This is a genomic window from Micromonospora parva (assembly GCF_040649675.1).
Taxonomy (GTDB): domain Bacteria; phylum Actinomycetota; class Actinomycetes; order Mycobacteriales; family Micromonosporaceae; genus Micromonospora; species Micromonospora parva.
This window is the reverse complement of sequence record NZ_JBEZFX010000008.1, coordinates 126543-149896: the sequence shown is the minus strand read 5'-3', so window position 1 is coordinate 149896 and position 23354 is coordinate 126543. Positions and strand designations below refer to the sequence as shown.

Genomic DNA, 23354 nt, shown 5'->3' with positions numbered 1-23354 from the left:
TCGAGCTCGCCTGCGCAGGGCCGGAGGACCGGATGCGTTTTCGTGCCGTGCTCCGGAGTCTGCTGGACGATCCCGACCCGGATGTTCAGGCCGGTGCCCGCGACCTGCTTGATCGAGTCGCACGAGCGCTGCCGGGCTGAGCCCAGCGGTGCTGGGCTGAGGCGCGCGCGGGCGCTGCCGAACTGAGGCGCGCACGGGCGCTGCCGGGCTGGCGCGCACGGGCGCTGCCGGGCTGAGGCGCATGAGCGCTACCGGACTGAGCGGCAGCAGGCGGCGCCGGGCCGTTCGGGGTTCATGAGGTGACGGGGTGCCGCGTGGCGGTCGTGTCGCAGGGGGTGCCGATGCCGAGGTTGACGCGGTCGGTCCGGCCGTCCGACGTCACGATCAGCGGTACGCAGGCGACCTGCGCGACCCAGGCGCCGCCGACGAAGGCCAGCCACTGCGCCTGCCCACCCTCGGGAGGGCAGGCGTGCACCGTGACGGTCGCCGCGGGTGCGCCGGTGCCGCCCCACCCGAGCCGGGCCCTGTCCTGCCAGCCCGGTGCCACCCGCAGGTCGACGACGGTGCCGGCGCGGACGACGAGCCCCCATTTGGCGAACAGCCGCGCCGCCGGATCGGCCTCCCCGGAATCGCCCGCCGACAGCACCGGGGTGTCGGGCACCGCCACATCCTCGCCCACCAACCGGTAGCCGGCCGGCGGCGTCGGCAGCGCGTCGACCGATGGCGTGCACGGCAGCCCGGCACCGCTGGCACCGGTGGCCGGCGCCGACCGGTCGGCCGGAGTTGCCCGATCAGCCGGCGCCCGGTCGGCCGGCGCTGAGGTGGGCTGGCGCGGGTCACCTGCCGACGTGCAGGCGGACAGGACCACCGCCAGGCACAGGCCGGCCACCCCGGCCGCGGCGCGTCCGGTCCGGCGCTCCGCAGAATTCGAATTCATTCGATATTTATAGCAGGAGGCCGATATACGCGTTGGTAACATCGCGGTGGGCGACACCGCTCGTACCAATAGCGGAAATGAACGATCGGTAACCAGTCGATCTTGCGTGTGACATATCCAACTGTCGCTTTTCCAGCCGCCAGAAGAATTGGGTACGTAAACCAGGGCAGGTACCTTCCTGTCGTGCCAGACGCCTCTCGACAGTTGATTGCCGATCGCTATCGGCTGGTCCGTCCGCTCGGCCAGGGCGGGATGGGCCGCGTGTGGCAGGCCCGCGACGAGATGCTGCAGCGCGACGTCGCCATCAAGGAGTTGGTGGCACCGCCCGGCCTGCACGACGACGAACGTCGGGAGATGCGCGAACGGTCCATGCGTGAGGCGCGGGCCGTCGCCCGTCTGGGCCACCCCAATGTGGTACGCGTCTTCGACGTGCTGCACTCCGGCGGCGACCCCTGGATCGTGATGGAGCTCGTGCCGTCCCGGTCCCTGCAACAGGTGCTCGAAGCTGAGGGGCCGATGTCGGCGGACCGCGCCGCCCGGATCGGGCTGGGCATCCTGGGCGCGCTGCGGGCCGCCCACCGCGCCGGTGTGCTGCACCGGGACGTCAAGCCGGCCAACGTGCTGCTCGCCGACGACGGCACTGTGGTGCTGACCGACTTCGGTCTGGCCACCCTCCCCGGCGACCCACGGATGACCCAGACCGGAATGGTGCTCGGCTCGCCGGCGTTCCTCGCACCCGAGCGGGCCACCGACGGCGACGTGGGGCCGGCGGCCGATCTGTGGTCGCTGGGCGCCACCCTCTACGCGGCCGTCGAGGGACGTACCCCGTACCACCGCTCGTCTCCGATCGCCACGCTGGCGGCCCTGGCCACCGAACCGCCACCGCCGGCGCGACGGGCGGGTCCGCTGACCCCACTCCTGGAGGGACTGCTGCGCCGGGAGCCGGGTCAACGGATCAGCGCCGAGGAGGCGGACCGGCTCCTGCGCCAGGCCGCCACCCCGGATGTGCCGGCGACTGAGGTGAGCGGGGCCGACGGCGGACCGCTGACCCGGATCACCACCGCCACGGCCGACCTGCCCCGTCCGACGATCGTGCCCGAGTTCGTCCCCGCCGAACCCGGTCCGCCCGCGTCGCCGGCCGTTCCCGACGCGTCCGACGCCCCCGCGGCACCGACTGTCAATGCCGCGCGGGCTGCCCCAACGTCGCCCGCCGCGCGGGCTGCCCCAACGTCGCCCGCCGCGCCGGCTGCCCCAACGTCGCCCGCCGCGCCGGCTGCCCCAACGTCGCCCGCCGCGCCGGCTGCCCCAACGTCGCCCGCCGTCGCTGCCGCGCCCATGTCGCCGGCGGTGCCCCCGTCACCCGCTGCCGCCCCGGTGCCCGGGAAGGGTCGTCAGCGTCGGGCGCGGCTGATCGGGTCGATCGGGGCCGCCGTGCTACTGGTCGTCCTGCTGGTGGCCGCGTCAGTGCTCAAGGGCGGGATGTTCGGTGACCCGGGTGCCGACGACGTGGCGGCGCCGGACGTGCACCCGTCGCCGGTCGCCGAGACGCCGGTGTCCAGGGTGCTGCCACCGCCGCCGGCGGGTTGGCGCTACTACCGTGACGATCCGCGCTTCCTCGTACCGGTGCCGGACGGCTGGCAGGCCCGGCGCGACGGTGAGCGCGCCGTGTTCCGCGAGCCGGACGGCAGTCGCGTGCTCGTCGTCGACGAACTCCGGTCCGTCCCCGCGGACCCGCTCGCGCAGCTGCGGGCGCGGGAGACGGCACAACGCGGCCGGTACGCCGAGTATCGGCAGGTCCGGCTCGACGCGCTGCGCTACCAACTGCGGGCCGCCGAGTGGGCGTGGACGTACACCGACCAGGACGGCACGCCGATGCACACGTCGAGCCGGGTGTTCGTCGGCCACAACGGGCACGCGTACTCGATCGACTGGACCACCTCGGCGGCCGAATGGTCCGCGAGCGAGGCCGTCCTCGCGCTGATCACGGATGGTTTCCAGGGCCTACCCGTCGCGGGTGCCCCGCCGTCGCGCGCCGCCAGCGCGCCGCCGTCGGCCAGTGCGCCGCCGCCGTCGCCGAGGACGGGCAGCGGAACGACCACCGCTGGGGGAAACCAGGCGCCGCCGTCCGCTCCGCCACCGTCTCCGACGAAGAGCAGCCCGCCCGCCGGCAAGCAGATCTCCAGCTTCGCCAGTGACCGCTGCATCGACATTCCGGAGGGCAACGCCTACGCCGGCGCGCGACCGCAGATCTGGGACTGTCGACGGACCGCGAAGCAACTGTGGACGTTCCCGTCGGACGGCACCGTCCGCTCGATGGGGATGTGCCTTGATGTCGCCGGCCACTCCACCCAGGACGGGGCGTACGTCATCCTGGCCGAGTGCTCCGGCGCGTCGTCGCAGAGGTTCACCCTCAACAAGGCGTACGACCTGGTGAACACCAAGGCGGACAGGTGCGTCGACGTGGTCGACTCGAACCCGGACAACGGCGCCCGGTTGCAGATCTGGCAGTGCACCGGCAACGCCAACCAGAAGTGGCGGGCCAGCTGAGCGCTGACGGCGGGGGCGGCGGTGGTTACGGTCGTGGATGCCACGCCTTCCCGACCGTCCGAGGAGTGATCGCATGCCCCCCTCTCCGTCCCGGCTCTTCGCGGAGATAGCGACCGCCGAACGACCGGCCGAGACCAGAGTCGTCATGCGACGTGCGGTGGTGCTCGGTGGCAGCATGGCCGGGTTGCTGGCGGCCCGGGTGCTCAGCGATCACGCCGAGGAGGTGCTGATCGTCGAACGGGACCCGTCCGACGTCGACGCCGGGCCACGGCCGGGGGTGCCGCAGGGCAGTCAGGTGCACGCGTTGCTGCCCGCCGGTCAGGTCCAGTTGGAGCGCTGGTTCCCCGGCATCGCCGACGAGGCGCTCGCGCTCGGCGCTCCGCCGCCGCCGCGCGACCCGGGCACGGCGAAGGTCTTCGTGAACGGCATGTTGGGCCTGCCACCCGCGGCGACCGGCACCGGGCCGGCGCTGATCACCACGCGTCCGTTCCTGGAGGCGCTGGTCCGGCGGCGCACCCTCGCCGTCGACAACATCCGGATGGTGTACGGCCGGGCGGAGGGCCTGCTCTTCGACGAGCGGCGGGTCACCGGCGTCCGGTACGTGCCCGAGGGCGGCACCGAGCCCGTCGTCGAGGCGGCCGACCTGGTGGTCGACGCGATGGGACGGTCCAGCCGGTTGAGCGACTGGCTGGCCGAGCACGGGTGGCCGCGTCCACCCATGCAGCGCATGCCGATCAAACTCAACTACGCCACGGCGCTCTTCAGGCGCGACGAGAAGGTCAGCGACGCGTGGGTGGCGGTCTTCCACACCATGGCGGGCAGGGGGCGTACCGCCCGGATCGGTGGCATCAACTCGGTCGAGGGGGACCGCTGGATCATGCTGGTGGCCGGCTACGACGGTGACCGGCCCAGCCGCGACGTCGCCGACTTCACCGCCCGCTGCCGGGAGCACTACCCACAGATGTTCGGTGACATCGCCGAACACGGGGAGATGCTCGGCGGGGTGGTCACGTACCACCAGGCCGACAGCCGACGCCGCGACTTCCACAAGCTCGACCGCCTCCCCGCCGGGCTGGTCGCCGCGGGCGACGCGGTCGCGTCCTTCAACCCGGTGTACGGCCAGGGCATGACCTCCGCGACGCTGCACGCCTCCTGCCTGTCCAGGTACCTGCGATCCGGGCCGAGGCCGCACGACGAGCCGGCGCGGGCGTACTTCGACCAGGTCCGGGTGGTGGTCGACGCGGCCTGGCAGATCTCCACCACCGCCGACATCGAGCTGCCGCACGTCGACGGGCCGTACCCGCCCGGCTACAAGGTCACCAAGTGGTTCGGGGACCTGCTCTTCCGGGCGTCGCTGACCGACCCGGTGCTCAACGCCCGGCTGGGTCGGGTCACCACCATGCTCGACCATCCGGCCGCCCTGAGCCGCCCCGGCACCCTGTTGCGGGCTCTCCGGCTCGGTCTGCTGGGCAGCTCCCGGCGATGATTCGCCGGTAACCCGCCGCCCGTGGCGGGGCGCGGTGGAGAATGGTGGGCCGGGGAGGGCTGCTGCGACGGACCGGGGGAGCGGTAGTGCTCGGAACCAGCCTCCTTGGCCGGCTTCGCCGCCGTGACCCGGGTGACGTCATCCTGCGACGCGCGGCACGACTGACGCTCGTCGCGTCGGTCGTCTTCTTCGGCTGCCGCTACGGTGCGGGCAACTCCACCCTCGCCACGTACGGGTTGTTCGGCACGATCGCCGCCGGGTCGTTCGCGAAGCTGCCGGGTCCGGCGCCGCAGCGGGCGCGGATCCTCGTGCTGTCGCTACCGGTGGTGTGGGCGCTGATCGCGGTGGGCTCGTTCCTGGCGTGGAGCACGTGGGCGGCCGCCGGCGGCATGCTCGTCGTCGGGTTCGTGGTGGCGTTCGCCGGGGTCGGCAACCCGCGCCTGGTGGGGTTGGCGAGCGCGTTCCAGCTCTTCTACATCCTGGCGTCGTTCCCGCCGTACCAGCCGGGCACCCTGCCGGCCCGACTCGGCGGGGTGACGCTCGCCGTCGTGCTGCTCGCCGCGGCGGAGGTCGTCCTCTGGCCCGACCCGGTGCCGGTCTCCTACCGGCAGCGCCTCGCCGCGGCGGCGGACGGCCTCGCCGCCTTCCTCGACGACACCGCCGCCACGGTGACCGACCCGCACACCGCCGGGGCCGACCGGGACACTCGGCGCGCGCGGGCGTACGACGCGATGGCGGCGATCGAGCTGGGCCGTACCCCCGCGACGTGGGCGCCCACCGCGGCGGGCGCGCAGGACCGGGCGTTGCGGATCTGCGCCGCCGCGCTCCGGGAGGCGCTCGTCGAGGCGGACCGGCTGGCGGCGGACGCCCCGCCGGAGCCGATTCCGGACCTGGCGGCGGCGCGTCTGCTGCGCTCGTGCGCGGAGACGACCCGCGTCGCCGGCCGGAGCCTGTCGCCGGGTGCGCCGGCGGTGACCCTCGCCGACCTGGACGTCGCGGTCGCACGGGCCGAGGCGGCGTACCCCGTGGGAACGGGCGGCGTCCGCGACGCGCCGGACGTGCAGCGGTTGTGCCGCGACGCCACGGCGCTGGCCCTCGCCGACCAGGTGCGGGTCTTCGCCGTCGGTTGCCGGGTGGCCGCCGGGGCGCGGCTCGACGACCCGCACGCCTCCTCGGGGCTGTTCGAGTACGCCCGGCACAGCCCGTGGACGCTGTACTGGTGGCAGTTCCGCTCCCACCTGGCGCCGCGCTCGGCCCACCTGCACAGCTCACTGCGGCTGGCCGTGGCCCTGGCCATCGCCCGGGTGGCGGCCGGGGTGTTGCACCTGAACCACGGCTTCTGGGTGCTGCTGGCCACCCTCACGGTCCTGCGCACCTCGGCCGCCGACACCCGCACCGAACTGCGGCCGGCCGTGCTGGGCACCATCATCGGGGCGGTTGTCAGCGGCGGGGTGATGCTCGTCGTCGACGAACCGGTCGTCTACGCCGTCGTCCTTCCGATCACCCTGCTGCTGGCCCTGGGGGTTGGCCGCCTGCTCGGTCCGGTGTGGCAGCAGGCGCTGTTCACGGTCCTGCTGACTGTCGTCTTCGCCCAACTCGGCCCGGAAGGCTGGCGGCTCGCCGAGGCCCGCCTCGTCGACGTGCTGCTCGGTACGGTGATCGGCGTGCTCGCCGGGGTGGCGATGTGGCCGCGCGGCGCGGGCCACGACCTGCGGCACAACGCCGCCCGCTACCTGGCGGTCAACGCTGACGCCGTCGATCAGACGGTCCAGGCGGTGCTCGGCGCTTCGCCGCCACCCGACGCCGCGCTCGACCGGGTCCGCCGCCGGATGGTCCTGGTCGACGCGTCGTACTGGCAGTACCACTCCGAGCGGCACGATCCACGCCGGCGGCAGGTGAACTGGGGTGCCGTCCTGAGCGCCGGGCACCACGTGCTGCCCGGCGCACAGTCGCTGCTGCGCCGCAACCCGCCCGGCTGCCTCGCCGGCTGGCCCGAGGCGGCGGCGCTGCTGGCGGACTCCGCCGGCCGCCTGCGCTCGGCGTACGACACCCTCGCCGACGAGGTCGCCCACGGCCGGACAGCGGGCCCGGCACCGGTCTCGATGACCTGTGTCGACCAGCTGGACCGGATCCGTCCGCTGCTGCGCGGGGCCGACCTGCAGTCCGTCCGGCACCTGGTGGAGGTCGATCGGTGGCTCGCCGCTCTCGCCGACAGCCTCACCCACATCCAGCGGCCCACCGCCGACGAGTCGGCCGGACGCCGCCGGGAGCCGTGAGGCCGCGGGTCGCGGATTGGCAGTCCCCGTCGCGCCGGGCTCGACATAGCGTCGAGGCATGGAGATCGAGCAGGCGCAGAAGCTGTGGCAGCCGGAGCCGGGCTGGTTGAACACCGCCAGCTACGGGCTGCCGCCGGAGCCGGCGTGGGCGGCGGTGCAGGAGGCCCTTACCGCCTGGCGGGTTGGTCGTACGTCGTGGGAGGGCTGGGGCGAGTCGACGCACCGGGCCCGGGTAGCGTTCGCCGGCCTGATCGGGGTGCCGGTCGGTGACGTGGCGGTCGGCGCGGCCGTGTCCCAACTCCTCGCGCCGGTCGCGGCGGCGCTGCCGGCCGGTGCCACGGTGGTGGTCCCCGAGGTCGAGTTCACCTCGAATCTCTTCCCCTGGCTGGTGCAGCGGGAGCGGGGTGTCACGGTCCGTACGGTGCCGCTGGAGTCGCTGGTCGACGCCATCGACGCCGACACCGACCTGGTCGCGTTCAGCCTGGTGCAGTCGGCCGACGGGGCGGTCGCGGCGTACGACGAGATCGTGGCCGCGGCCCGCGCGCACGACGCGCTGGTGGCGGTGGACGCGACGCAGGCGTGCGGGTGGTTGCCGTTCGACGGCAGCCGGGCCGACGTGGTGGCGGTGGGCGGCTACAAGTGGCTGATGAATCCGCGGGGGACCGGGTTCGCCTATCTGGCGCCCGCGCTGCGGGAGCGGCTGCGCCCCGACGCCGCCGGCTGGTACGCGGGCGGCGACCCGCACGCCTCCTACTACGGTCCGCCGCTGCGGTTGGCCGACGACGCCCGCCGGTTCGACATCTCACCGGCCTGGTTCAGCTGGGTCGGCGCGGCGCCCGCCCTGGAGGTGGTCGCCGAGATCGGCGTGTCGGCGATCGGGGCGCACAACGTGGCACTGGCCAACCGGTTCCTGACCGGGTTGGGTCGGCCACCGGGGGAGAGCGCCATCGTCAGCGTGGACGTGCCCGACGCGCAGCAGCGCCTCGCGGCGGCCGGCATCCGGGCGGCGGTGCGCGCCGGCCGGGTCCGGGCCTCCTTCCACATCTACTCCACCGAGGCCGATGTGGACGCCGCGCTGACGGCGTTGACCGGCTGAGATCCGCCGCCGGGGACGACCGGGCGCGCACCCGGCCGTCCCCGACGGCGTACGGCATCCGGCTCAGGCCAGGTGGCCGCCGATCTTCGTGTAGCCGCGCAGCAGGTCCCGGGAGATGATCAACCGTTGCATCTCGTCGGTGCCCTCGAAGATCCGGTAGAGCCGGACCTGCCGGTACCAGCGTTCGATCGGCAGCTCCCGGGTGTAGCCCATGCCGCCGTGGATCTGGAGCACCCGGTCGACCACCCGGTTGACCATGCCGGCGCCGTAGAGCTTGCCCATCGACGAGGCGTGCCGGGGGTCCAGCCCTTGGTCGACCGTCCACGCGGAGCGCAGCACCAGCCAGCGGGCCGCCTCCAACTCGGTCTCCGAGTCGGCGATCATCCACTGGATGGCCTGGTTGGTGCCGATCGTCGCGCCGAACGTCTCCCGGGTGTTGGCGTAGTCGATGGCCATCTGCAGGACCCGCTCGGCGATGCCGATGGCGTGCGACGGGATGGTGTAGCGGCCCTTGCCGATCCACTCCATGCCGAGCGTGAAGCCCTGCCCGATCTCGCCGAGGATGTTGCGGTGCGGCACGCGGACGCCCTCGAAGATCAGCGACGCCGGCCCGCCCTCGCCCATCGTCTGGATGAACTCCGAACGCCAGCCCATCGACCGGTCCACCAGGAACGCCGTGGCGCCGCCGTTGCGGGCGCCCTTCTCCCGGTCGGTCACCGCGACCACGATGGCGAAGTCGGCGTCGTGGCCGCCGGTGATGAAGGTCTTCTCGCCGTCGAGGATCCAGTCGTCGCCGTCGCGGCGGGCGGACAGCCGGATGTTGGCCGCGTCCGAACCGGCGCCCGGTTCGGTGATCGCGAAGCAGGAGCGGCGCTCACCCTCGATGGTCGGGATGAGGAACTCCCGCTTCTGCTCCTCGGTGGCGTGGAACAGGATGTTGTCCGCCTCGCCGCCGAAGCGGAACGGCACGAACGTGCGGCCCAGTTCGGTCCAGATCAACGACTGGAGGACGGCCGGCAGGTTCATCCCCCCGTACTCTTCCGGTGTGGCCAGGCCCCAGAAGCCGAACTTGCGCGCCTTGAGTTGCAGTTCCCGCACCTCGGAGTGGTCCAGGCCCGGCTGGTGCGCCCGTTCCCGGCGGAGCACCTCCGCCTCCAGGGGCATCACCTCGCGGGTGATGAACGCGCGCACGGTGTCTCGGACGGCGCGTTCCTCGTCGGACAGTGCGAAGTCCACGGTTCCCCCTCGGTCGGCGTGGCGGTGCGCCGCTGCGGGACGCAGCGGTCACATCTAAACTAGCGGTGTAAGTTTTCATTCGTCCAGACCCCACGACCCGAGACCCTCAAGGAGCGCAGTGCCCCGACCCCGCCAGCCCCGGCTCACCCGGCAGCTGATCGTCGAGAGCGCCACCGCGCTCATCGACGCCGAGGGCCTGCCCGCCTTCTCCACCCGCCGGCTCGCCGCCGAACTGGGCGTCCGCGGGCCGTCGCTCTACAACCACTTCGCCACCAAGGACGAGATCCTCGACGCGGTCGCCGACACGGTCACCGGTGCTGTCGACACCAGCGGCTTCGCCAGCCGGGACTGGGTCACCGCGCTGCGGGACTGGGCCTGGTCGTACCGGCGGGCGCTCACCGCGCACCCGAACATCGTGCCGTACCTCGCGCAGGGGCCGGGTCGTCGACCGGCCGCCCTCGCGATGGCCGACGCGGTCTACGGCGGGCTGGTCCGGGCCGGCTGGCCGCCGGCCCGCGCCACCCACATCGGCGCGGCGTTGCGCTACTTCGTGGCCGGGTCGGCGCTCGGCTCGTTCGCCCGCGGTTTCGTCGAGGACCCGGAGTTGTACGCGGCGCACTACCCGCACCTGCGCCAGGCGCACCGGCTCGCCGAGCATCAGCAGAGCGTCGACGAGGGCGCCTTCGCCCTGGGCCTGGACGCCCTGCTGCACGGGCTGGCCGCCGAGTACGCCCGCACCGTCGACCCGGTGGAGTCCGCCGGGCCCACCGGGTAGCGTCCAAACTCCCAGCGCTAGTTTCATCGCCCATCGCCCACCCTCGAAGGGACGACATGGACCTCGCCGCCGCCCCGCCGTCGCAGTTGCCCGACCCCCTGCGCCTGCGGCGCCACCTGCACGTCGACGGGGAGTGGACGTCGCCCGCCGGCACCGACCTGATCGACGTGGAGAACCCGAGCACCGGGGAGCTGATCGGGCAGGTGCCGGCCGGCACCCCGGCCGACGTGGACCGCGCCGTGGCCGCGGCCCGCGCCGCGTTTCCCGGCTGGTCGGCCGCCGCCCCCGCGCAGCGCTCCGCTCACCTCGACCGGCTGCACACGGCGCTCGCCGCCCGGGCCGACGATCTCGCCCACACCATCGCCGGGGAGCTGGGCGCGCCGCTCAAGCTCGCCACCCGGGTGCAGGTCGGGCTCCCATTGACAGTGCTGCGCGACCATGTGGCGCTCGCCGCCCGGGAGCCGGTCGAGGAGCACATCGGCAACTCCCTCGTCGTCCGCGAGCCGATCGGCGTGGTCGGCGCGATCACGCCGTGGAACTACCCGCTGCACCAGGTGATGGCGAAGCTCGCCCCGGCCCTGGCCGCCGGTTGCACTGTGGTGCTCAAGCCCAGCGAGCTGACCCCGTTGACCGCGTACCTGCTCTTCGACGCGGTCACCGAGGCCGGTCTGCCGCCGGGGGTGCTGAACCTGGTCAGCGGCACCGGGCCGGTGGTCGGCGAAGCTCTCGCCGGGCACCCCGACGTCGACCTGGTCTCGTTCACCGGCTCCACCGCCACCGGCGCGCGGATCATGCGGCTCGCCGCCGACCGGATCGCCCGGGTCGCGCTGGAGCTGGGCGGCAAGTCCGCCAACGTGATCCTCCCGGACGCCGACCTGGCCACCGCCGTCAAGGTGGGCGTCGGCAACGCCCTGCTCAACTCGGGTCAGACCTGCACCGCGTGGACCAGGATGCTGGTGCACCGCGACCGGTACGACGAAGCCCTCCACCTGATCGCCACGGCGGTGGCCGGCTACCGGCTCGGTGACCCGTTCGACCCGGCGACCCGGCTCGGCCCGTTGGTCTCCGCCGCCCAGGCGCAGCGGGTGCGCGGCCACATCGACCGGGCCGTCGCCGACGGCGCCCGGCTGGTCGCCGGTGGACCGGACGCGCCGGTGCCGGCCCGGGGGCACTTCGTCGCCCCCACCGTCTTCGCCGACGTGCACCCCGACAGCGCGCTCGCCCAGGAGGAGGTCTTCGGGCCGGTGCTCGCCGTCATCCCGTTCGCCGACACCGACGAGGCGGTCGCCATCGCCAACAACTCGAAGTACGGGCTGGCCGGCGCGGTCTGGTCCACCGACACGGACGCGGCGCTGGCGGTGGCCCGGCGGCTGCGCACCGGCGCCGTCGACATCAACGGTGCCCCGTTCAACCCGCTCGCCCCGTTCGGTGGCTACAAGCAGTCCGGCCTGGGCCGGGAGTTGGGCGTGCACGGGCTGGCCGAGTTCTGCGAGCTGAAGGCGATCCAGCGATGACCGGCGGCGAGCTGTCCCCGGCCGCGCCGGGCGGCGGCACCGAAGCGGCGTCCGCGCCGGTCACGGTTCGCGCGCTGGTCGCGCGCGGGTCGGGTGCCGAGCTGCGGGTCGAGCGGGTACGCCTGCCCGCGCCCGGCCCCGGCGAGGTGCGGGTGACGATCACGGCGGCCGGTGTCTGCCACTCCGACCTGTCCATGGTCAACGGCACCCTCGCGGCGAGGTTCCCGCTGGTGCTCGGGCACGAGGCGACCGGTGTGGTGGCCGAGACCGGGCCGGGCGTGCAGGTGACCGTCGGCACCCCGGTGGTGCTCAACTGGGCACCGGCGTGCCGGGCCTGCTGGTGGTGCCGGCGCGGCGAGCCGTGGCTCTGCGCCGCCACCACGGCCCCGACGGTGGCGCGTGGCGAGACCGACGACGGGGTCCCGCTGCACCTGACCCTCGGCCTCGGCGCTCTCGCCGAGGCGGTGGTGGTACCCGAGCGTGCCGTCATCCCGATCCCGGCCGGGCTGCCACCCGAACAGGCCGCACTGCTCGGCTGCGCGGTGCTCACCGGCGTGGGCGCGGTCCGGAACACCGCCCGGGTGACGCCCGGCGAGTCGGTGGCGGTCGTCGGGCTCGGTGGCGTCGGGCTCGCCGTGCTCAGCGCGGCCCGCCGGGCCGGTGCCACCACGATCCTGGCCGTCGACGTCGCGGAGGCGAAGCGGGATCTGGCGCTGGCCGCCGGGGCCACCGACTTCCTGCTCTCCGACGATCGGCTCTCCAAGGAGGTACGGGCGCGCACCGAGAGCCGTGGCGTCGACCACGCCTTCGAGTGCGTCGGTCGGGCGGCCACCATCCGTGCCGCCTGGCGGCTCACCCGGCGCGGCGGAGCGGTGACAGTGGTCGGGATGGGCGCGAAGGACGACATGGTCAGCCTCGGCGCGCTGGACATCTTCCACTCGGCGCGCACGCTGCGCTCCTCGGTGTACGGATCGTCCGACCCGGATCGGGAGGTGCCGATGCTGGCTGCCGAGCTGGCCGACGGCGCACTGGATCTGGGGGTGCTGGTCAGCGGCACGATTCCGTTGGACGAGGCGCCCACGGCGTTCGACCGGCTGGCCCGGGGCGAGGGCGCCCGCTGGGTGGTCACCCTCAGCTGACGCCGGTCACAGCCGGGATTTCAGGACGTCGACCTCGCAGCCTGGTGCGAACGGGTCGAAGCCGTGCGCGACGAGCCAGCGGATCGCCAGCAGGCTGCGCGCTGACCACCAGCCGCGGATGACGTCGAGGTCGACGTCGGCGCGGTAGCCGGCGAGGACGTCGGCGAGGCGTTCCTCGTGCCCGAGCGTCAGGGTGGCGAGGTCGAAGAGGGCGTCGCCCCGGCCCGCCTCGGACCAGTCGATCACACCGGTGATCTCGTCGCCGTCGACGAACACGTGGGTGATCTGCAGGTCGCCGTGCGTGAACACCGGGGTCCACGGTCGGAGCGCCGCCTCGGCGACCTGGCGGTTGCGGGCGACCAGGTCGGTGGGGAGGACGCGGTCGCGGACGAGCCACTCGCACTCGGCGTCGAGCTGTGATGTCAACTCGGCGCGGTCGCGACCGGGCCACGGCGGTAGTGGCGCGTCGTGCAGCTTCCGAACGGCGGCGCCCACTGCGGTCCACGCCGCCGACGACGCGGTCGACGGCTCGCCGAGGCGGCCGAGTGCCGTACCGGGCAGGGCGGCGAGCGCGAGCACTGGCGGCTGGCGCCAGAGGACCTCGGGAGTCGGGACCGGCGCGATGGCCATCGCCTCGACCTCGACGTCGGTGCGCCCCGAATCAGCATCGATCTTCAGGAACACGTCGCCGATGCGCAGGGTGGCGCGTTCCTGATGGGCTACGACCACCTTGACCTCCGGCACACCGGCCATTGTGGTGACCCGACCATCGGGATTCGACTGATTTTCCACGGGAGGCGGTGGTGGCCAGGTGCCCGGGGCCGACCCGGCGACCGCGGTGACGAGAGTCGTGCGACTGGTCGGAAGGTCCGCGCCGGCGCTGAGGTTGCGTCAGGCGCTATACCTAGCAGTACTATGCATCGTACTTCTAGGTTTGGGGCGGGAGGTTTCATGAAGGTCGCCAAGGACCTGGTCGCCGCCTCGGCGACCCCGATGGTGCTCGGCATCCTGGCCGAGGGCGAGAGCTACGGCTACGCCATCCTCCGGCGGATCAACGAGCTGTCCGGGGGTGAGCTGGACTGGACCGAAGGGCTGCTGTATCCGTTGCTGCACCGACTTGAGCGCCTCTCCTATCTGGAGTCGAGCTGGCAGTCGGTCGCCGGTGAGCGCAAGCGCAAGTACTACCGCATCACCGACAGCGGCCTGGCCGAGCTGGCCGAGCAGCGCCGGCAGTGGGACACGGTGGTGGGCGCGCTCAAGGAGATCTGGCAGGACCGCGCGCCGCTGACGGTGCCCCCGTTGGGGGGCCTGGCATGACGGCACCCGACGGCCCGCAGGAGTTGGAAGCGCAGTTCGCCCTGTGGCGCCAGTACGTGCTCCGCCGCCGGGAGTTGCAGGCGGTGGACGCCGACGAGTTGGAAGACCACCTGCGCGGCTCCGTGGACGAACTCGTCGCCGCCGGCCTGAGCCCCGACGAGGCGTTTCTGGTCGCGGTGAAACGGATGGGCAGCCTCGACGAACTCTCCCGCGAGTTCGCCCGGGAACACTCGGAACGGTTGTGGAAGCAGTTGGTGCTGACCGGCGACTCCGCCGGCCCGGCCGACGGCCCCCGCGCCCGGCGGGACCTGTGGGTGATGCTCGCCTGCGCGGCGGGCGCGCTGGTGTCGGTCAAGGTGCCGGTGCTGTTCGGGCTGAGCTTCGGCGAGGACGGCGCGTTCTACGCGCGGAACTTCACACTGTTCGCGTTGCCCTGGCTGGCGGCGTACCTGGCCTGGCGTCGCAGCGCCCGACGGCCGGTGATCGCGGCACTCGCGGTCCTCTTCGCTCTCGGCGCGGTGGCGGCCAACGCCTACCCCCTGGCGGACGACTCGCAGTCAGTGGTCGTCACCAGCGTCCACCTTCCCATCGCCCTGTGGCTGGTGGTCGGCCTGGCCTACGTCGCCGACGACTGGCGCTCGTCGCGTCGGCGCATGGACTTCATCCGGTTCACCGGCGAGTGGTTCATCTACCTGGTGCTGATGGCGCTCGGCGGCGGCGTGCTCGCCGCGTTCCTGTTCAACACCTTCGCGGCCATCGGCATCGTCCCGCAGGAGTTCGTCTCGCAGTGGCTGCTGCCCGGTGGCGCCGCGGCCGCCGTCGTGGTGGCCGGGTGGCTCGTCGAGGCCAAGCAGAGCGTCGTCGAGAACATCGCGCCGGTGCTCACCCGGTTGTTCACCCCGCTCTTCACTGCCGCCCTGCTCGCCTTCCTCGTCGCTGTCGTCTGGACCAGCCACGGCATCGACGTCGAGCGTGAGGCGCTGCTCCTCTTCGACCTCCTGCTGGTCGTGGTGCTGGGGCTGCTGCTCTACTCACTGTCGGCCCGCGATCCGTCGGCCCCGCCCGGCCCGTTCGACAAACTCCAACTCGCGCTCGTGGTCAGCGCGTTGGCCATCGACGTGCTGGTGCTGATAGAGATCACCGGGCGCATCACCGACGACTACGGCGGCACGCCCAACCGGGCGGCGGCGCTCGGAGAGAACGTGATCCTGCTGGTCAACCTCGCGTGGTCGGCGTGGCTCCTGCTGACCTTCATCCGCCGGCGTACGCCGTTCGCGGCGCTCGAACGGTGGCAGACCGGTTACCTGCCGGTGTACGCGGCGTGGGCCTGGATCGTGGTGCTGGTGTTTCCGCCGCTGTTCAGCTTCGCCTAGTCGGCGAGCGACCAGCCGCGAACCGGGGCCGGCCACCCGCCACGGGTGGGCCGGCCCCGCTGTCACTTGCCGGTGACGATGCCCGGGTTGATGCACAGGCCCGGGTTCGCGCCGTTCTTCTCCGCGATCTCCAGGCAGCGGGTCACCTTGTCCACCTTCGCGTTGGTCTCGGTGATCTGCTTGGAGATCTCGGCGTTCTTGCGGTCCTGCTCCAGGTTGCGGGTCTGGGCCAGCTTGTCCTGGAACGCCTTGATGTTGCCCTCGGTCTTGTCGTCGTGGTTGACCCGGGTGATGGTCACCGAGAGGATGTCCACGTCGCTGGCGAGGCGGGTCTCCGCGCTGGTCTTGATGTTCGCGGCGAACGGCTTCAGGTCGACGTTGAGGTCACCGGTCTGGGCGTCGATCTTCTCCAGCGGGTTGTACGCGGCGAAGGCGTCGTTCACCGCGCTGTCGAGCTGCACTCCCACCCGCTGACCGCGGAAGCTGCCGAAGTCGCCCTTGTAGTCCATGAACTGCTTCGGCGCGTTCTCCGGCTTGACCTGCCATTCGACGAGCACCTCGACGCAGGCGTCGGCGAGGGTGCCGGTGCGCACGCGTACGCAGTTGTTGCCGCCGATGTGGTCGTACTTCTGCCGGCCCGCGTCCCACTCGCCGACCTTCTGCCAGGGCGCCACCCACTTCAGGCCCGATCCGGTCACCTCGCCGGTGGGCTTGCCGAAGCTGGTGACGATGCCGACCGAGCGGATGGGCACCGAGTGGGCGCTGGAGGCGATGCCGACCACCAGGGTGAGGGCGAGAAGGCCGAGCGCCGCGAGGGCGGCCGTCCGCTTCAGCGGCTTGGCCGAAGCGACGAGGGCGACGACGGCGCTGACCGCCAGGGCGACGGCGAAGACGATCGCCATGGTGAAGCCGACAGGCATGGGGTGAGGACCTTCCGCTGAGCTGTGTGGATCATCAACGTACGAGGGCAGGTCAAGCAGGTGGTCCGGGGGGACCGGCCTGGTGACCGGCCTCGCCGTGCCGCCGTCGCGGGGCGACGCGGCCGATATCCCTCCGGCCGGATGCCCGTCGCCGGCGAATCCCACGACAGCGCATCCACCGCGCGCCGTTTCAGCGAACCATCGGGTAGGAAACGTCTACCCGGGGGTACGTGTGGTGCTGAGCGCTTCGATGCCGGCGGATGCCGTGGAGGTCGCGTACAAGCGCGTCTGTCTGGCGGCTGAGGACCTGGACAGTAACCGTGTCGCCACTGTGCTGCTGGAGATGGCGCACGCGTGGGGCGTCGAGGCGCTCTGGGAGCAGGTCTGCGGGCCGCTGCTGGCCCGGATGCCGGGGCGGACCGCCGCCGAGATCGCCGTCGAGCACGCCCTGAGCGAGGGTGTCCGGGTCGGGATGGACGTGTACCGCCGGGAGCCCGGCCGGTCCCTGCCCGCGGGCGGGGTGTTGCTGGCCGGCGCCGAGCAGGAGGCGCACTGCCTCGGGCTGCACGCCCTCGCCGCCGCGCTGCGCGAGCAGGGTCGCGGCTGTCTGAATCTCGGCCCCGCGCTGCCCTGGGGCGCGCTGGCCAGTGCGGTGCACCGGGCCCGACCCCGCACCGTCGTGCTCTGGTCGCAGACGCCGCTCACCGGCCGCGCGTACCGCCTGCTGCGCTTCGCCCGGGACTTCCCACGCCTTCGGGTGTACGGCGCGGGGCCGGGCTGGATCGAGCCGCTCGGCAAGCCGGCCGTGCGGCTCGGCACGTTGGCGGACGCCGTCGCCGCCTGCCTGGCTGTCGCGCCGGGACGTGACGCCCACCACATACGATACGGATCGGTCCCGTATCGTTAATGCGCGTCGTAGGCTGACTCGCGTTACGAGTCTGACCCGTATCGTATTTCGTCGCGGGTGACCAGCGTGGGGGGAAAGCCGGGAATGGAACTGCAGAACAACACGGGACACCCGAGGCGGTGGGCGATCCTGGGGGTGCTGGTGATCAGCCTCCTCGTGGTCGTCCTCGACAACACGATCCTCAACGTCGCCCTGCGCACCCTGGCCGACCCGGTGCACGGCCTCGGTGCCAGCCAGGGCGAGCTGGAGTGGTCCATCAACTCCTACACCCTGGTCTTCGCCGGGCTGCTGTTCACCTTCGGCGTGCTCGGCGACCGCGCCGGCCGCAAGCGCTTCCTGATGATCGGTCTGCTGGTGTTCGGCCTGGCTTCGCTGCTCTCCGCGTACGCCCAGAGCCCCGGACAGCTCATCGCGGCCCGCGCCCTGATGGGGGTCGGCGGCGCGGCCATCATGCCGGTGACACTGTCGATCATCTCCAACGTCTTCGACCCGCGCGAGCGCGGTCGGGCCATCGGGGTCTGGGCCGGCGCTGTCGGCCTCGCCGTGGCGATCGGCCCGATCCTCGGCGGCGCGCTGCTGGAGCACTTCTGGTGGGGTTCGGTCTTCCTGATCAACGTGCCGGTGGTCGCCGCGGGCGTGGTGCTGGTGGCGCTGCTCGTCCCCGAGTCGCGTGACCCGCGCCCGGGCCGCATCGACGTGCTCGGCGTTCTGCTCTCCGTGGTCGGCCTGGTCGCCCTCTCCTACGGCATCATCGACGGCGGCGAGCACGGCTTCGGCCGTCCGCTGGCCTGGGGCTCGATCCTGGTCGGCGTCGCGGTGCTGGCCTGGTTCGTGCAGCACGAGCGGCGCAGCGACCACCCGTCGCTGGACGTCCGGCTGTTCAAGGTGCCCCGGTTCGCCGCTCCGGTCGCCATCGTCGGCCTGGTGTTCTTCGCCGCGATGGGCTCGATGTTCTTCGGATCGTTCTACCTGCAGCTCGTGCGTGACTACAGCCCGTTGCAGACCGGTCTGCTCTTCCTGCCCTTCGCCGGCGCCCAGCTGGTCTTCGCGCCGCGCAGCGCCACGATGGTCCGCCGCTACGGCGGGAAGGCCGTCGCCGCCGTCGGGTTGGTGCTGACCGCTGTGTCACTCGGCGCCTTCGTCTTCATCGGCGCCTCCACCCCGATCTGGATCGTGCTGCTCGTCTTCCTCATCCAGGGCGCCGGGATGGCCAACATCATGCCGCCGGCCACCGAGTCGATCATGTCGGCGCTGCCCCGGGAGAAGGCCGGGGTGGGCTCCGCGGTCAGCAACACCATCCGCCAGGTGGCCGGCGCGCTCGGCGTTGCCGTCCTCGGCTCGGTGCTCTCCGCTGTCTACCGCAGCGACATCGGTGACGCGCTGACCGGCCTGCCCACGCAGGCCCAGGACGCGGCCAACGAGTCGATCTCCGGGGCGTACGCGGCGGCGGGCCAGCTCGGCCCGGCGGCGCCGGGGCTGATCTCGGCGGCCAACGACGCCTTCGTCACCGCCATGCACTGGGCGGCCGGGCTCTCCGCGGTGATCGCCGCGCTCGGGATCATCGTGGTGCTGCGCTGGATGCCGGGCAAGGAGGAGACCAGCGTCGCCCCGGTGACGCCGGTCGCCGAGCCCGAATTGGCCGGCACGGCCTAGGTGCGGGAAGAATGGCGGACATGACGTCCACTGCTGATGCTCCGCGGTCGCCCGGGCGACCGCGGAGCATCCGCGCCGACGAGGCGATCATCGAGGCGACCCTCGACCTGCTCGCCGAGGGCAGCACCATCGAGGCGCTCTCGATCGAGGCGATCGCCGCCCGCGCCGGGGTCGGCAAGGCCACCATCTACCGCCGCTGGGCCGGCAAGGACGCGTTGCTGCTGGACGCGTTGCGGCGACTCAAGGGCGTCCTGGCCCAGCCGGCCGGGCACTCGGTCCGCGACGACCTGGTGCTGCTGGTCGGCGCGATCGGCAAGAACGTCGACCCACGCGCGGCGAAGATCATGCCCTGTCTGGTGCCCGCCGTGAACCGCAGCGCGGACCAGTACCAGCTCTACCAGAACATCATCGCGCCCCGGCGGAAGCTGATGCGCGAGGTGCTGCGACGCGGCATCGACGAGGGCGCGCTCCGCGCCGACATCGACGTCGAGGTGACGATGGCGCTGCTCACCGGCCCGATGCTGATCCAGCGGGTGCTGCAGTGGAATCCGGACCTGGACGAGCAGACCCTGCCCGAACGGGTCGTCGACGCGGTGCTGGAGGGCATCCGGGCCCGCTGACGTCGGCGGCCCCGGTGCCCGCCGGCCGGGTGGCGGTCAGCGGGGTGCCCGCTGACCAGGCGTCTACGGCTCGGGCTGCACGGCGGCTCGGGCTGCACGGCGGCGCGGCGGTCCGGGCTGCACGGCGGTCCGGGCTGCACGGCGGCGCGGCGGTCCGGGCGGCACGGCGGCCCGGCGGTGCGGTCAGCCGGCCGGCGCGCGCAGGCGGTGCAGACGCAGCGCGAGCTGCACCTCCAGCGCCCGCTCGGGGCGCTGCCAGTCGACGCCGAGCAACTGCCCGACCCGCTCCAACCGCTGGGTCACCGTGTTGACGTGCACGTGCAGTTGCTCGGCGGCCCGGGCCAGGCTGCCACCCACCCCGAAGTACGCCTCCAGCGTCTTCACCAGCGCCGTGCCGCGGCGGGCGTCGTAGTCGAGCACCGGGCCGACCGTGGCGGTGAGGAACTCCGTCACGTCCTTCTCACCGCGGTCACCGACAGTGCCCAGCAACAACCCGACGAAGCCCAACTCCACGGTGCTCGCGCCCTGCCCGGCACGGCCCAACGCACCCAACGCCGTCAGGCACCGGTCCGCCTCCTGAAACGTCACCGCCAGCGCCGCCGGCGTGTTCGCCGGGCCACTCGCCCCGGCGGTCACCGGGCGGCCGGTCACCCGGGACAGGTCCCGGGCCACCGCGCGGGCACTGCCGCCCGCGTCCGAGCCCGGCAACATCAGCACCACCCGGCCGTCGCGGGCCGCCGCCAGTCCGCCGCGCGCCGAGGCGTACGTGGTGGCCCAGGAGAGCACCCGCTGCCGAGCCGAACCGGTCGCGGCGATCGCGTCGTCACCCACCGCCACCAGCACGTGCGGCGCGTCCAGGTCCACGCCGAGCCGACGGGCCCGGCTGCGCAACGCGTCGGTGTCGCGCAGCGGGCGGGCGATCAGGTCGTCCAGCAGCTCGCCCCGCACCCGCCCCTCCGCCTCCGCGACCGTCCGGCGGAACAACAGCAGCAGCGCGGTCACCAACGCGGCCCGCTCCAGGATGCGCTGGTCGGCGTCGACCAACTCGTCGTCCGGGCGCAGCACCAGGGCGCCCAGGTTCTCCGCGCCGGCCACCACGGCGGCGTACCAGAGCGGGCCCCGGCGGACGCTGCGCCCCTCGGTCCGGGACGCGGCCACCGCCTCCACGATGTCCGCGCGGTCCGGCTCCTCGATCTCACCCACCCGGGCCAGCAGGCGGCCCTCGGCGTCCAACGCCAGCAGCGCGCCGCCCAGCACCTCGGTCACCGCCGCCGCCACGTCCTCCACCCCACCGCCGCGCAGCACCAACGCGGTCATCCGGTCGTGGGCCGCCGCCGCCCGCTCCACCGAGCTGCTGTGCGCCCGGATGGTGGTGTTCGCCGCCGACAACTCGGCCAACGCCGAACGGGTCTCGGCCAGCAGCCGGGCGGTGTCGATCGCCACCGCGGCGTGCGCGGCCAGCGACACCAGCAGCGTCACCTCCTCCCGGACGAACGGCCGGGCCGAACGGTTGGCCGCGTAGAGCACCCCGATCGAGGTGGAGCCGAGTCGCAGCGGCACCCCGAGGATCGCCACCAGACCCTCCTCGCCCACCCCCGCGTCGATCTCGCCGGTGTGGTGGAAGCGGGCGTCCTCGCCGTAGTTCGCGGTGACGTACGGGGCGCCCGACTGGGCCACCAGGCCACCGAGGCCGGCGCCCATCGGCAGGCGCAGCCGCTGGAAACGGGCCGAGACCGACCCGTCGGTCACCCGCATGTAGGTGTCGCCACGTTCGTCGTCGTTGAGCGTCATGTACGCCACGTCCGCGCCGAGCAGGTGACGGGCCCGGTGCACGATCGCCCGCAACACGTCGTCCAGGTCGCGCAGCCCGGCCAGGTCGCTGACCGTGTCGTACAGGCCGGACAGCTCGCTCTCCCGGCGGCGGCGGCGCTCCAGCAGCGCGCGGACCCGCAACGCCACAGCCCTGGCCTGCTCCAGCTCGGCCAGGCGCTCCGGCGGCAGCCCGGCCGCCCGCGCGGCCACCAGTGGTCCCTCGAACTCGACGGCCGCGGCCTCTCGGGCGAGCAGCTCCAGGAACTCCACCGGCGATGACATGGTCGACATTGTGCTCAGCCCCACTAGTTGGCCGTCCAGCCCCCGTCGAGGGCGATCGACGCTCCGCTGATGAACGCCGCCGGCGGCGAGCAGAGGTACGCCAGCAGCTCGGCCACCTCCTCCGGCTCGATCAACCGCTTGATCGCGGCCCGGGCCAGCATGATCTTCTCGACCACCTCGGTCTCGTCGATGCCGTGACTGGCCGCCTGATCGGCGATCTGGCTCTCCACCAGGGCGGTGCGCACGTACGCCGGGTTGATGCAGTTGGCGGTGACCCCGTGCGCGGCGCCCTCCAGCGCGACCACCTTCGACAGCCCTTCGAGGGCGTGCTTGGCCGAGACGTACGCGGCCTTGTAGGGCGAGGCCCGCAGCCCGTGCACCGAGGAGATGTTGATGACCCGCCCCCAGCCCTGGGCGTACATGTGCGGCAGCGCCCGGCGGATCAGCAGGAACGGCGCCTCCACCATCACCCGCTGGATGTACTCGAAGCGCTCGACGGGGAAGTCCTGCAACGGCGCCACGTGCTGGAGCCCGGCGTTGTTCACCACGATGTCCACGTCCGCGTCGAGGGAGTCCACCGCCGCGGCGTCGGACAGGTCGACCCCCTCCGCCCGGCCCCCGGCCTCGGCGGCCACCGCCTTCGCCGCCTCCAGGTTGCGGTCCACCACGAGCACCGTGGCGCCGGCCGCGCCGAGCCGCAGGGCACACGCCCGCCCGATGCCGCCGCCGCCCCCGGTGACCAGGGCGGTCCGACCGGTGAGGTCGACCTGTACGACGTGGGGGACCACCACGGGTTCTGCCGTCATGGCGCAAGAAGTTACGAGCTGTGTGCCCCCCGGCACATGGGCCGGCGACACATACTCCGCACCGAAGCTGTGTGGCTCGCCCGCCCCTCCCGACCCACACGCGCCCACCGCCCTCGTCGCGCCGCACTGCGTCAGGCTGCGCCGCGCCGGGCCGCGCCGGGCCGCGCCGGGCCGCGCCGGGCCGCGCCGGGCCGCGCCGGGCCGCGCCGGGCCGCGCCGGGCCGGTTGCGCCGCTCCGCGCCAGGCTGCGCCTGCGCCGCGCCGCGCCGCGCAAGATCGCGCAATATCCAGGATGTAGTGGGCATCCCGGCGTTCCGTTGCCACTACATCCTGGATCGAGCGTGACCTTGCCGGCGTCGACGTTGCGATTCGCGCCCGATCGGCCGCCGGAGCGTCTGAGGCAGCGACATCCGGGAGGTTGCTCGGATCTTGGCGCGTGGCGCGTGGCGCGTGGCGCGTGGCGCGTGGCGCGTGGCGCGTGGCGCGTGGCGCGCGCGGTGCGGGGTGCGGGCTCGCGGCGGCGTGAGTGCGGGGTGCAGGCGTGGGTGTGGGTGTGGGACGCGTGGGGCGTGAGTGCGGGGTGCGGGCGGGCGTGGGGTGCGAGGCGTGGGGTGTGGGGCGCGGGGGGCGTGTCCCGTGGGGCTGGTGGGAAGGGCGC

The 23354-nt window shown here is 73.1% G+C and carries 18 protein-coding genes; 12 read left to right on the top strand and 6 right to left on the bottom strand.

Going from position 1 to position 23354, the window contains the following annotated elements; translation table 11 throughout:
* Positions 1 to 292: 292 nt before the first annotated feature.
* A complete protein-coding gene (locus AB0C03_RS21090; RefSeq protein WP_357638474.1) occupies positions 293 to 937 on the bottom strand; it encodes a hypothetical protein in 645 nt (214 codons plus the stop codon).
* A 183-nt stretch (positions 938 to 1120) separates the two neighbouring features.
* On the opposite strand from AB0C03_RS21090, the gene AB0C03_RS21085 reads away from it, so the two are divergent.
* From AB0C03_RS21085 to AB0C03_RS21070, 4 genes are all read left to right on the top strand, one after another.
* A complete protein-coding gene (locus AB0C03_RS21085; protein WP_357638472.1) occupies positions 1121 to 3484 on the top strand; it encodes a protein kinase domain-containing protein in 2364 nt (787 codons plus the stop codon).
* Positions 3485 to 3557: 73 nt separating this feature from the next.
* Positions 3558 to 4970, top strand: a complete 1413-nt coding sequence (locus tag AB0C03_RS21080; protein WP_030336931.1) for an FAD-dependent oxidoreductase — start codon at positions 3558 to 3560, stop codon at positions 4968 to 4970.
* 86 nt (positions 4971 to 5056) lie between these two features.
* Positions 5057 to 7246 (top strand): FUSC family protein, encoded by a 2190-nt coding sequence (locus tag AB0C03_RS21075; protein WP_357638469.1) that lies wholly within the window; start codon positions 5057 to 5059, stop codon positions 7244 to 7246.
* A gap of 58 nt (positions 7247 to 7304) precedes the next feature.
* Positions 7305 to 8342, top strand: a complete 1038-nt coding sequence (locus tag AB0C03_RS21070) for an aminotransferase class V-fold PLP-dependent enzyme (RefSeq protein WP_357638467.1) — start codon at positions 7305 to 7307, stop codon at positions 8340 to 8342.
* Between the two features lie 63 nt (positions 8343 to 8405).
* On the opposite strand, the gene AB0C03_RS21065 is transcribed toward AB0C03_RS21070, so the two are convergent.
* On the bottom strand, positions 8406 to 9578 hold the full coding sequence (locus AB0C03_RS21065; protein ID WP_030336937.1) for an acyl-CoA dehydrogenase family protein: 1173 nt from the start codon (positions 9576 to 9578) through the stop codon (positions 8406 to 8408).
* Between the two features lie 118 nt (positions 9579 to 9696).
* On the opposite strand from AB0C03_RS21065, the gene AB0C03_RS21060 reads away from it, so the two are divergent.
* The 3 genes from AB0C03_RS21060 to AB0C03_RS21050 are packed head-to-tail and all read left to right on the top strand — an operon-like array spanning position 9697 to position 13006.
* On the top strand, positions 9697 to 10353 hold the full coding sequence (locus AB0C03_RS21060; protein ID WP_357638465.1) for a TetR/AcrR family transcriptional regulator C-terminal domain-containing protein: 657 nt from the start codon (positions 9697 to 9699) through the stop codon (positions 10351 to 10353).
* Between the two features lie 56 nt (positions 10354 to 10409).
* Complete coding sequence (locus AB0C03_RS21055; protein WP_357638463.1) at positions 10410 to 11867, top strand: aldehyde dehydrogenase family protein; 1458 nt, start codon at positions 10410 to 10412, stop codon at positions 11865 to 11867.
* Positions 11864 to 13006 carry an alcohol dehydrogenase catalytic domain-containing protein gene (locus AB0C03_RS21050; protein WP_357638461.1) on the top strand — a complete coding sequence of 381 codons (1143 nt, stop codon included), beginning with the start codon at positions 11864 to 11866 and terminating at the stop codon, positions 13004 to 13006. Before AB0C03_RS21055 ends, AB0C03_RS21050 begins: the two co-directional genes overlap by 4 nt.
* Positions 13007 to 13012: 6 nt before the next feature.
* Here the strand turns inward: AB0C03_RS21050 and AB0C03_RS21045 are convergent, their stop codons facing one another.
* Positions 13013 to 13759 carry a phosphotransferase family protein gene (locus AB0C03_RS21045; protein WP_210866850.1) on the bottom strand — a complete coding sequence of 249 codons (747 nt, stop codon included), beginning with the start codon at positions 13757 to 13759 and terminating at the stop codon, positions 13013 to 13015.
* A gap of 198 nt (positions 13760 to 13957) precedes the next feature.
* Between AB0C03_RS21045 and AB0C03_RS21040 the strand changes: the two genes are divergently transcribed.
* Entirely contained in the window at positions 13958 to 14323 is a 366-nt protein-coding gene (locus AB0C03_RS21040; RefSeq protein ID WP_030336945.1) for a PadR family transcriptional regulator, read from the top strand.
* Positions 14320 to 15696: a permease prefix domain 1-containing protein gene (locus AB0C03_RS21035; protein ID WP_210866851.1), complete on the top strand. Its 1377-nt coding sequence runs from the start codon at positions 14320 to 14322 to the stop codon at positions 15694 to 15696. The genes AB0C03_RS21040 and AB0C03_RS21035 overlap by 4 nt, the downstream gene beginning before the upstream one ends.
* A gap of 62 nt (positions 15697 to 15758) precedes the next feature.
* On the opposite strand, the gene AB0C03_RS21030 is transcribed toward AB0C03_RS21035, so the two are convergent.
* The gene (locus AB0C03_RS21030; RefSeq protein WP_030336949.1) at positions 15759 to 16616 is read right to left on the bottom strand and encodes an SPFH domain-containing protein; all 858 of its coding nucleotides are present in this window, start codon (positions 16614 to 16616) and stop codon (positions 15759 to 15761) included.
* 235 nt (positions 16617 to 16851) lie between these two features.
* Here AB0C03_RS21030 and AB0C03_RS21025 point away from each other — a divergent pair, with 235 nt between their 5' ends.
* The 3 genes from AB0C03_RS21025 to AB0C03_RS21015 all read left to right on the top strand — a co-directional run bounded on the left by AB0C03_RS21025 (position 16852) and on the right by AB0C03_RS21015 (position 19796).
* Positions 16852 to 17523 carry a transcriptional regulator gene (locus tag AB0C03_RS21025; RefSeq protein WP_307857933.1) on the top strand — a complete coding sequence of 224 codons (672 nt, stop codon included), beginning with the start codon at positions 16852 to 16854 and terminating at the stop codon, positions 17521 to 17523.
* Between the two features lie 84 nt (positions 17524 to 17607).
* On the top strand, positions 17608 to 19176 hold the full coding sequence (locus AB0C03_RS21020; protein WP_030336952.1) for an MFS transporter: 1569 nt from the start codon (positions 17608 to 17610) through the stop codon (positions 19174 to 19176).
* An 11-nt stretch (positions 19177 to 19187) separates the two neighbouring features.
* On the top strand, positions 19188 to 19796 hold the full coding sequence (locus tag AB0C03_RS21015; protein WP_030336954.1) for a TetR/AcrR family transcriptional regulator: 609 nt from the start codon (positions 19188 to 19190) through the stop codon (positions 19794 to 19796).
* Between the two features lie 183 nt (positions 19797 to 19979).
* Here the strand turns inward: AB0C03_RS21015 and AB0C03_RS21010 are convergent, their stop codons facing one another.
* Together AB0C03_RS21010 and AB0C03_RS21005 are read right to left on the bottom strand one after the other, a co-directional pair.
* Complete coding sequence (locus AB0C03_RS21010) at positions 19980 to 21899, bottom strand: helix-turn-helix domain-containing protein (RefSeq protein WP_030336956.1); 1920 nt, start codon at positions 21897 to 21899, stop codon at positions 19980 to 19982.
* Positions 21900 to 21913: 14 nt separating this feature from the next.
* Positions 21914 to 22696 (bottom strand): 3-hydroxybutyrate dehydrogenase, encoded by a 783-nt coding sequence (locus AB0C03_RS21005; RefSeq protein WP_030336958.1) that lies wholly within the window; start codon positions 22694 to 22696, stop codon positions 21914 to 21916.
* Positions 22697 to 23354: the final 658 nt, after the last annotated feature.

Coding starts and splice junctions, on each gene's coding strand:
- AB0C03_RS21030 (WP_030336949.1), bottom strand. CDS start 16,616: ATGCCTGTCGGCTTCACCATGGCGATCGTCTTCGCCGTCGCCCTGGCG.
- AB0C03_RS21020 (WP_030336952.1), top strand. CDS start 17,608: ATGGAACTGCAGAACAACACGGGACACCCGAGGCGGTGGGCGATCCTG.
- AB0C03_RS21090 (WP_357638474.1), bottom strand. CDS start 937: ATGAATTCGAATTCTGCGGAGCGCCGGACCGGACGCGCCGCGGCCGGG.
- AB0C03_RS21080 (WP_030336931.1), top strand. CDS start 3,558: ATGCCCCCCTCTCCGTCCCGGCTCTTCGCGGAGATAGCGACCGCCGAA.
- AB0C03_RS21015 (WP_030336954.1), top strand. CDS start 19,188: ATGGCGGACATGACGTCCACTGCTGATGCTCCGCGGTCGCCCGGGCGA.
- AB0C03_RS21050 (WP_357638461.1), top strand. CDS start 11,864: ATGACCGGCGGCGAGCTGTCCCCGGCCGCGCCGGGCGGCGGCACCGAA.
- AB0C03_RS21035 (WP_210866851.1), top strand. CDS start 14,320: ATGACGGCACCCGACGGCCCGCAGGAGTTGGAAGCGCAGTTCGCCCTG.
- AB0C03_RS21040 (WP_030336945.1), top strand. CDS start 13,958: ATGAAGGTCGCCAAGGACCTGGTCGCCGCCTCGGCGACCCCGATGGTG.
- AB0C03_RS21055 (WP_357638463.1), top strand. CDS start 10,410: ATGGACCTCGCCGCCGCCCCGCCGTCGCAGTTGCCCGACCCCCTGCGC.
- AB0C03_RS21005 (WP_030336958.1), bottom strand. CDS start 22,696: ATGACGGCAGAACCCGTGGTGGTCCCCCACGTCGTACAGGTCGACCTC.
- AB0C03_RS21070 (WP_357638467.1), top strand. CDS start 7,305: ATGGAGATCGAGCAGGCGCAGAAGCTGTGGCAGCCGGAGCCGGGCTGG.
- AB0C03_RS21010 (WP_030336956.1), bottom strand. CDS start 21,899: ATGTCGACCATGTCATCGCCGGTGGAGTTCCTGGAGCTGCTCGCCCGA.
- AB0C03_RS21045 (WP_210866850.1), bottom strand. CDS start 13,759: ATGGCCGGTGTGCCGGAGGTCAAGGTGGTCGTAGCCCATCAGGAACGC.